Genomic DNA, 8,528 nt, shown 5'->3' on the forward strand with positions numbered 1-8,528 from the left:
CCTCGCCATCACGGGGACCGTCGAGGTCGACCTCCATGATCTCCAGCGGCTTTCCGGCGGCGACGGCGACAGCGGCGCGCGTTTTCATCAGGCAATCCTCCCAAGGCAGTCTGCAATCCAGGTTAGATTTAACTTACCATTCAGCTCTGCGCTATGCACGAAGCGACGTTCTGACCCCGGATTTTCGTCAGCGCCCGCCGATTTGCATGCGGGATAGGCTCCGACTTTGCCTTGACCGGCCCCCTGAAGCCCATAAAACGGGAAGCCCGTAAAAGAAGGGCAGCCGAGGGACGAGGCCTGCATGTTCACAAAGATCCTGGTCGCCAACCGTGGCGAGATCGCCTGCCGCGTGATCAAGACGGCGCGCAAGATGGGCATCGCCACCGTCGCGGTCTATTCCGACGCCGACCGCGACGCCGTGCATGTCGAAATGGCCGACGAGGCGGTGCATATCGGGCCTTCGCCGGCTGCGCAAAGTTATCTGGTCGCGGAAAAGATCATCGCCGCCTGCAAGGCGACAGGAGCAGAGGCCGTGCATCCCGGCTACGGTTTCCTGTCCGAGCGGGCATCCTTCTGCGAAGCGCTGGAGCAGCAAGGCATCGTCTTCATCGGCCCGAAGCCCAAGGCCATCAAGGCGATGGGCGACAAGATCGAATCGAAGAAGTTCGCCAACGCGGCCAAGGTGTCGACGGTGCCCGGCTGGCTCGGCGTCGTCGAAAGCGCCGCCCATGCCGAAAGAATAGCCGGCGAAATCGGCTATCCCGTGATGATCAAGGCTTCGGCCGGCGGCGGCGGCAAGGGCATGCGCATCGCCTGGAGCAAGGCAGAGGTGCGCGACGGCTTCGACCGGGCGCGGTCGGAGGCCAAAAGCTCGTTCGGCGATGACCGCGTCTTCATCGAAAAATTCATCGTCGATCCGCGCCATATCGAAATCCAGGTGCTCGCCGACGCGCATGGCAACACGCTCTATCTCGGCGAGCGCGAATGCTCGATCCAGCGCCGCAACCAGAAGGTCGTGGAGGAGGCGCCGTCGCCGTTCCTCGACGCCAAGACCCGCAAAGCCATGGGCGAGCAGTCGGTGGCGCTGGCCAAGGCCGTCGACTACCAGAGCGCCGGCACGGTCGAGTTCATCGTCGACAGCGACAAAAACTTCTATTTCCTGGAAATGAACACGCGACTGCAGGTCGAGCATCCGGTGACAGAGCTCGTCACCGGCATCGACCTGGTCGAGCAGATGATCCGCGTGGCGGCCGGCGAAAAGCTCGCCATCAAGCAGAGCGACGTCAAGCTGAACGGCTGGGCGGTGGAAAGCCGCCTCTATGCCGAAGATCCGTATCGCAACTTTCTGCCGTCGATCGGCAGGCTGATGAAATACCGGCCGCCGGAAGAGGGAAAATTCGGCGAGGTCGTTATCCGCAACGATACCGGCGTCACCGAAGGCTCGGAAATCTCGATGTTCTACGACCCGATGGTCGCCAAGCTGTGCACCTGGGCGCCGACACGGCTGGCGGCGATCGACGCGATGTCGGAAGCGCTGGACAGTTTCGTCGTCGATGGCATCGAGCACAACATACCGTTCCTGGCGGCGCTGATGCAGCATCGGCGCTGGCGGGAAGGGCGGCTATCGACGGCGTTCATCGCCGAGGAGTATCCCGACGGCTTCGCGCCCATTGTGCCGAACAGCGAAGAAAACGCGGTGCTGGCCGCGATCGCAACCGCGGTCGAACTGCTGCGCCGCGACCGGCTCGACCGGCTGGGCGGGCGGCTGGCGCCGCATTCGGGTGCCTTGAAACGCGATTGGGTGGTGAAGATCGGCCGGGATTATCTTTCGGTTGCCATCGTCGAAGGCATGATTTCCATTCCGATGGAGCTCGACCTCACAATCGACGGCGGCAAACCGCTGACGGTGGCATGCGACTGGCGGCCGGGCGATCTCATCTGGCGCGGCACAGTCGGCGGCCGCAAGGTCGCGGCGCAAGTCAGGCCGGTGCTGAACGGGTTCCGCATCGCCTGGAAAGGCATGTCGGTGACGGCGCGCGCCATGCTGCCGCGCACCGCCGAGCTCGAACGGCTGATGCCGGAAAACGTGGCGCCGGATACCTCGAAGATGCTGCTTTGCCCGATGCCCGGCCTCGTCGTATCGATCGCCGTTGCCGAGGGGCAGGAGGTCAAGGCCGGCGAGACGCTGGCCGTGGTCGAGGCGATGAAGATGGAAAACGTGTTGCGCGCCGAGCGCGATCTCATCGTCTCGAAGCTCAACGCCAGGCCAGGCGACAGCCTTGCCGTCGATGCGGTGATCATGGAATTCGCGTGAGGCTGAAACCCGCCCTCGACGCCCGTCAGCAGTTGGCAGGACAGAGGGGGGCGCGAAGGAACGCGACTTTGCAATTGGTTGAGCATGCTCGCTTGAGGAGGGACAAGGCGAGGCCGTGAGGAATTCGCACTTTTTTGCCGTCACAACGTATTTTGTTCTTGCTTTGTGCCGGCAGCTATGCTACTAATTCGAGTATGGTGCTAATTGGCTCCAGCGACCCGCCCGCAGTGGCGGGTTTTTATTTGCAGCCTGACGTCGGCGGGACAGCGCCCCTCTCTGTCCTGCCGGACATCTCCCCCACGAGGGGGGAGATTGGCAGCTTCGGTGGCAGCGCCTTTCTGCCGGCGGAAGCGATTGCTAAGTTCACAAAGCTCCAATCACTCCCGCTGGACTCATGTTACCCGGTGCCGGACAATACATCTTCATCGACTGAGTCCTTGTGAGGCGGCGCGAAAAAACCATGGCGGATGAGAGACTTCCACGCGATCCCTTGCTGCGCGAGGCCTATGCAAAGGCGTCGCGGGCGGAGGCGGCGGCGCGTCGGTTCATTCATCTGCGCGTGCATTCGGCCTATTCGCTGCTCGAAGGTGCCTTGCAGCTCGGCAAGATCGTCGGCCATGCGGTGCAGGACGAATGCCCGGCAATCGCCGTCACCGACACCAACAATCTGTTCGGCGCGCTGGAATTCGCCCAGAAGGCGGTAAAGGACGGCATCCAGCCGATCATCGGCTGCCAGATCGACCTCGCCTTTTCCGGCGAGGCGAGCGACAGCCAGCGCGACCGCAGGCGGCAAGGACCGGAGATGCGGCCGGTCGTCCTGATCGCCGCAACCGAGGCCGGCTACGGCAATCTGGTCAGGCTGGTCAGCCGCGTCTACCTCGAGACACCGCCCGGCGAAGCGGTGCATCTGACGAGCGAGATGCTGCAGGGCCACACCGACGGTCTGATCTGCCTTACGGGCGGGCCGCGCGGTCCGATCGGCACTGCCTTGAAACAGGATCGCCGCGAACTCGCCGAGACCCGGCTCTCGGCGCTCAAGGGCCTGTTCGGCGACCGGCTCTATGTCGAGCTTGAGCGCGTGTCCGGCTACGACCGCGCCATCGAGCAGTCGTCGGTCGATCTCGCCTACCGCCACGATCTGCCGCTGGTTGCCACCAACGAGGCGTTTTTCTTCTCTCGTGAAGACTATGAGGCGCATGACGCCCTGATCGCCATCGCCGAAGGTTCCGTGGTTGCGGCCGACAATCGCCGCCGCCTTTCGCCCGACCACTTCCTGAGAAGCCAGGCCGATATGGCGAGGCTGTTCGCCGACCTGCCGGAAGCAATCGACAACACCGTCGAGATCGCGCTGCGCTGCTCGTATTACCCGAAGACCCGCAATCCGATTCTGCCGCGCTTTGCCGGCCGCGATGTCGCCGACGCCGATGCTGCGGTCAAGGCGGAGGCGCAGGAGCTTGCCAGGCAGGCGCATGAAGGGCTGGAGGCGCGGCTGGCGGCGCACGGGCCGACGCCGGGCTACACGGTCGAGCAATATCGCGAAAGGCTGGATTTCGAGCTCGGCGTCATCGAGAAGATGAAATATCCGGGCTATTTCCTGATCGTTGCCGACTTCATCAAATGGGCCAAGGCACAAGGGATCCCGGTCGGCCCGGGCCGCGGTTCGGGCGCCGGCTCGCTGGTCGCCTATGCCACGACCATCACCGACATCGACCCACTGCGTTTTTCGCTGCTGTTCGAGCGCTTCCTCAATCCCGACCGCGTGTCGATGCCCGACTTCGACATCGACTTCTGCCAGGACCGGCGCGAGGAAGTCATCCGCTACGTCCAACAGAAATACGGCCGCGACCAGGTTGGCCAGATCATCACCTTCGGCACGCTGCAGGCGCGCGCGGTGCTGCGCGACGTCGGCCGCGTGCTGCAAATGCCTTACGGGCAGGTCGACAAGCTGAGCAAGATGGTGCCGTCGAACCCGGCCAATCCGGTCAAGCTCGCCGACGCCATCGCCAACGAGCCGCGCTTTGCCGAAGAGGCGGAGCGTGAGCCGATCGTGCAGACGCTGCTCGATACGGCGCAGAAACTGGAAGGTCTTTATCGGCACGCCTCGACGCACGCCGCCGGCATCGTCATCGGCGACCGGCCGCTGTCGGAGCTGGTGCCGATGTACCGCGATCCGCGCTCGGACATGCCGGTCACGCAGTTCAACATGAAATATGTCGAGCAGGCCGGGCTGGTGAAATTCGACTTCCTTGGCCTGAAGACGCTGACGGTGCTGGACAGGGCCGTCAAGCTGATCCGCCGCCGCGGCATCGAGATCGATCTTGCCCACATTCCGCTCGACGACCCCGAAACCTACGCCATGCTGTCGCGCGGCGAGGTGGTCGGCGTGTTCCAGGTGGAAAGTGCCGGCATGCGCAAGGCGCTGATCGGCATGCGGCCCGACTGTATCGAGGACATTATCGCGCTGGTCGCGCTCTACCGGCCGGGGCCGATGGAGAACATACCGACCTACAACGCCAGAAAGCACGGCGAGGAGGAGATGGCGTCGATCCACCCGAAGATCGACCATCTCGTCAAGGAGACGCAAGGCGTCATCGTCTACCAGGAACAGGTGATGCAGATCGCGCAGGAGCTCTCCGGCTATTCGCTGGGCGAAGCCGATCTGCTGCGCCGCGCCATGGGCAAGAAGATCCGCGCCGAGATGGACAAGCAGCGCGAGCGCTTTGTTTCGGGCGCGGTCGAGCGCGGCGTCGGCAAGCCGCAAGCCGACTTCATCTTCGACCTGCTGGCAAAGTTTGCCGACTACGGTTTCAACAAATCGCATGCCGCCGCCTATGCCGTCGTCTCCTACCAGACCGCCTATCTGAAGGCGCATTACCCCGTCGAATTCCTGGCGGCATCGATGACGCTCGACATGGGCAATACGGACAAGCTCGCCGATTTCCGCCAGGATGCGCTGCGCCTCGGCATCGAGGTGGTGGCGCCGTCGGTCATGACGTCGTTCCGGGATTTCGAGGTCGGCGAGAACCGCATCTTCTATTCGCTGGCCGCGCTCAAGGGCGTCGGCGACGCGGCGGTCGAGCACATCGTCGCCACGCGCGGCGAAAAACCCTTCAAGAGTCTCGCCGATTTCTGTGAAAGGGTCGATCCGAAGATCGTCGGCAAGCGCGTCTTCGAAAGCCTGATCATGGCCGGCGCGCTCGACTGCTTTGGTCATGACCGCGCGGCGATGATGGCCGGCGTCGAGCGGATGATGGGGCTGGCGTCGCTGGCGCAGCAGAATGCCGTCACCGGCCAGCATGACATCTTTGGCGCCTCGCTCGGCGCACAGTCGCAGGCGCTCAACTTGCCGGCGACCGATCCCTGGCTCGCCGCCGACCGCCTGCACCGTGAATTCCAGGTGGTCGGGTTCTATCTCTCGGCGCATCCGCTCGACGAATACAAGGCGGCGCTGCAGAAAATGCGGGTGCAGACCTGGGGCGAGTTTTCGGCCGCCGTCAAACGCGGTGCTGCCGCCGGCCGGCTCGCCGGCACGGTGACCACCAAGCAGGAGCGCAAGACGCGCACCGGCAACAAGATGGGCGTCGTGCAGTTCTCCGACACGTCCGGCCAGTATGAAGCGGTGCTGTTTTCCGAGGGGCTGGCGCAATACCGCGACTTGCTCGAACCCGGCCGCTCGGTGGTGATCACCGTTTCGGCCGAGGACAGGCCTGAAGGCGTCAATCTGCGCATCCAGACCGTGCAGTCGTTGGAGGAAGAGGCAAGCCGTATCCAGAAAGCGTTGCGCATCTTCGTCAGAAATGACGCACCGGCATCGACAATCCAATCGCGGCTTGGCCAGCGTGGCGACAGTCAGGTGAGCATCATCGTCATCAAGGAAGGCGGCGAGGGCGAGGTCGAGATCGAGTTGCCTAACCGCTACCGCGTATCGCCTCAGATCGCGTCGGCGATGCGGGCGGTGCCGGGCGTGGTCGAGGTGGAACTGGTCTAAGAGTTAGCGCACGCTTATGAAGCGGCGATCTCCGCCGGTTGCGGTGCCCTCCGCTGCAGGTTGAGCAGATTTCCCATGAGGATCAGCAGGGCGCCACCGGCGGTGAAGGCGTCGATCTGCTCATGATAGAGCAGCCATCCGATCACCGCCGACAGCGGCACGCGCAAAAAGTCCATTGGCGAGATGACAGTCGCATCGGCATAGACAAGTGCGCGGGCCATGCAGAAATGCGACGACATGCCGGTGAAGGCGATGAGCAGGATCCACGGCCAGAGCTCAAGCGGCGGGTTGCGCCATTCGTAAAGCGCCGGGACGAGGCCAAGCAGCGACTGGATGATCAGCATCCAGAAGATGATGCGCACGACGCTGTCCGTCCGCGTCAGCGATTTGACGAGGACCACCGAGACGCCGAAGCAGACCGCGGCTCCCAGCACGATGACATGTCCCGGATTGACCGCGCCGACGCCCGGACGCACGATGATCACCACGCCGATCAGCCCGAGCACGATCGCCGCAAGCCGTGGCCGGGACAGCCTTTCGCCGAGGAAAGCGACCGCCAGCAGCGCGGTCCAGATCGGCGTCGTGAACTCGATCGAGATCAGCACCGCAAGCGGGATCAGCGTCAGGGCGTAGAGCCAGGCAGCCTGGCCGGTATAGTGGACGACGTTGCGGGCGATATGGGCCAGCGGACGCCCGGTGCGCATCGCCGGAAAACCGCCTGACATCATGACCAGCGGCAGCAGGATGAAAAAGCCTATCACCGAGCGCAGCTCGAGCACCTGGAAGACGTTGAGTTCTGCCGTCGTGGCGCGGCCGGCCACCGACATCGCAAGGAACGAGGCGATCGACAGCGCCATCCAGAACGCGGCCTTGGGGATCGAGGGTGCGGGTGCCATGGGCGCTATGTCGCAAGCCGGCGCTTTCATCGCAACCGCTAGCCGACGCATTCGACTGGGCCAGCCGTGCAGCGTTGCAAACAGTGATGTTGAAGCCGGAACCCGCCGCTGAGGGGAGCGTTGGTCCCTCGGTGTTTGCGTGCTGTGTTTTGGATACCAACGAGGAGCGGTCCGATGAAATCACTTGCACGATTTGTACTTGCCGGCTGCCTGACGGCCGGGGCCGGGGCAGCGCATGCCGACGATCCGGATTTTCTTCGCTCATTCCAGGGGAATTTCGCCGGCAAAGGCATCGTCAAGGTGACCACCGATGCGCCGACGGTGAATGTCTCCTGTCATTTCAATTCCGACGCAACGTCGAGCTCGCTATCGCTCGACGGCAGCTGCCGCGGTCTTATCGTGGTAACGCGCGCCATCAGCGCCGATCTCAAATCGAGCGGGACGAAATACACCGGCACCTATGTCGGATCGCGCACCGGGCCGGCGCAATTGAGCGGCAGCCGCTCCGGCAACGCAATCAATCTCGGCATCCGTTGGGCCAAGGAGGTCAATGGTGATCGCAGGGCGCAAATGACGGTCGAGAAGAACGGCGAGAATGGCATGCGGCTGATCGTCGTCGATACCGATCCGAAAACCGGGAAGAGTGTGGTGACCACCCGGATCGATCTGCAGCGCACGTGATCTTCTTGTTTGATCATGATCTTTTTGAAAACCGGTTTCCACTTTTCGCGTACGCGGACCTTCGGTTCGGGATCATGGTCTGGTTGTGAAAATCTGACGCTTAGTACCGACGCGAAAGACGGCTCGGGGTGGGCAGCAGTCAGTCCCGGCACAGCGATCTTGACGGGTTGGAAGCCGATCGGCAGCCAAGATTTCATCGTTCGTTTCGTTGGACCATCATAAACATTCGGGATCGGCCGAAACTTCCCCAACTTCGTCATCCTTGGGCGAAGCAGGAGCGAAGCGCCGTCGCGGAGACCCTGGGATCCATGCGGTAACCTTAGCCGAAGAGTGCAGCGGAGCACAATTCCGCACCGCGGCAGCGCTCTGATGTCGCGGCATGGATCCAGGGGTCTGCGCCGCGTCGCTTCGCTCCTTGCTCCGCCCCAGGATGACGAAGCGATGGGCGTTTGCGCTAATCGCTAAGCCGATCGGCAGCAACCGTCGATAGTTCTGTCAGCGGCCAATTTCAGTGGCAAACCGCTAACTTCGGAGATTGGCTGAAACATCCCTCCAATTCGTCATCCCAGGGCGGAGCAAGGAGCAAAGCGACGCGGCGCAGACCCTGGGATCCATGCCGTTACCACGCGGCAGTGCGCCTGCGGACCAG

General features: G+C 63.2%; 5 protein-coding genes. 4 read left to right on the plus strand and 1 reads right to left on the minus strand.

The features are described 5' to 3' along the window. From NKJ91_RS32755 to dnaE, 3 genes are all read left to right on the plus strand, one after another. Window positions 1-217: hypothetical protein (locus NKJ91_RS32755; protein ID WP_352458802.1), on the plus strand; the 217-nt coding region annotated here is incomplete at its 5' end. Between the two features lie 84 nt (window positions 218-301). Next, window positions 302-2,314 (plus strand): acetyl-CoA carboxylase biotin carboxylase subunit, encoded by a 2,013-nt coding sequence (locus tag NKJ91_RS32760; protein ID WP_352458803.1) that lies wholly within the window; start codon window positions 302-304, stop codon window positions 2,312-2,314. A gap of 460 nt (window positions 2,315-2,774) precedes the next feature. Beyond that, complete coding sequence (gene dnaE / locus NKJ91_RS32765; protein ID WP_352458804.1) at window positions 2,775-6,302, plus strand: DNA polymerase III subunit alpha; 3,528 nt, start codon at window positions 2,775-2,777, stop codon at window positions 6,300-6,302. 14 nt (window positions 6,303-6,316) lie between these two features. On the opposite strand, the gene NKJ91_RS32770 is transcribed toward dnaE, so the two are convergent. After that, the gene (locus tag NKJ91_RS32770; RefSeq protein WP_352458805.1) at window positions 6,317-7,198 is read right to left on the minus strand and encodes a DMT family transporter; all 882 of its coding nucleotides are present in this window, start codon (window positions 7,196-7,198) and stop codon (window positions 6,317-6,319) included. A gap of 174 nt (window positions 7,199-7,372) precedes the next feature. Between NKJ91_RS32770 and NKJ91_RS32775 the strand changes: the two genes are divergently transcribed. After that, entirely contained in the window at window positions 7,373-7,879 is a 507-nt protein-coding gene (locus NKJ91_RS32775) for a hypothetical protein (protein ID WP_352458806.1), read from the plus strand. Window positions 7,880-8,528 lie beyond the last annotated feature (649 nt).

The sequence above is a fragment of the Mesorhizobium sp. M0040 genome (genome assembly GCF_040323505.1).
In the GTDB taxonomy this organism is placed as follows: Bacteria; Pseudomonadota; Alphaproteobacteria; order Rhizobiales; family Rhizobiaceae; genus Mesorhizobium.

What these genes read in the sequence shown, in the direction of transcription:
- dnaE (WP_352458804.1), top strand. Translation starts at nt 2,775, where the DNA reads ATGGCGGATGAGAGACTTCCACGCGATCCCTTGCTGCGCGAGGCCTAT.
- NKJ91_RS32760 (WP_352458803.1), top strand. Translation starts at nt 302, where the DNA reads ATGTTCACAAAGATCCTGGTCGCCAACCGTGGCGAGATCGCCTGCCGC.
- NKJ91_RS32775 (WP_352458806.1), top strand. Translation starts at nt 7,373, where the DNA reads ATGAAATCACTTGCACGATTTGTACTTGCCGGCTGCCTGACGGCCGGG.
- NKJ91_RS32770 (WP_352458805.1), bottom strand. Translation starts at nt 7,198, where the DNA reads ATGGCACCCGCACCCTCGATCCCCAAGGCCGCGTTCTGGATGGCGCTG.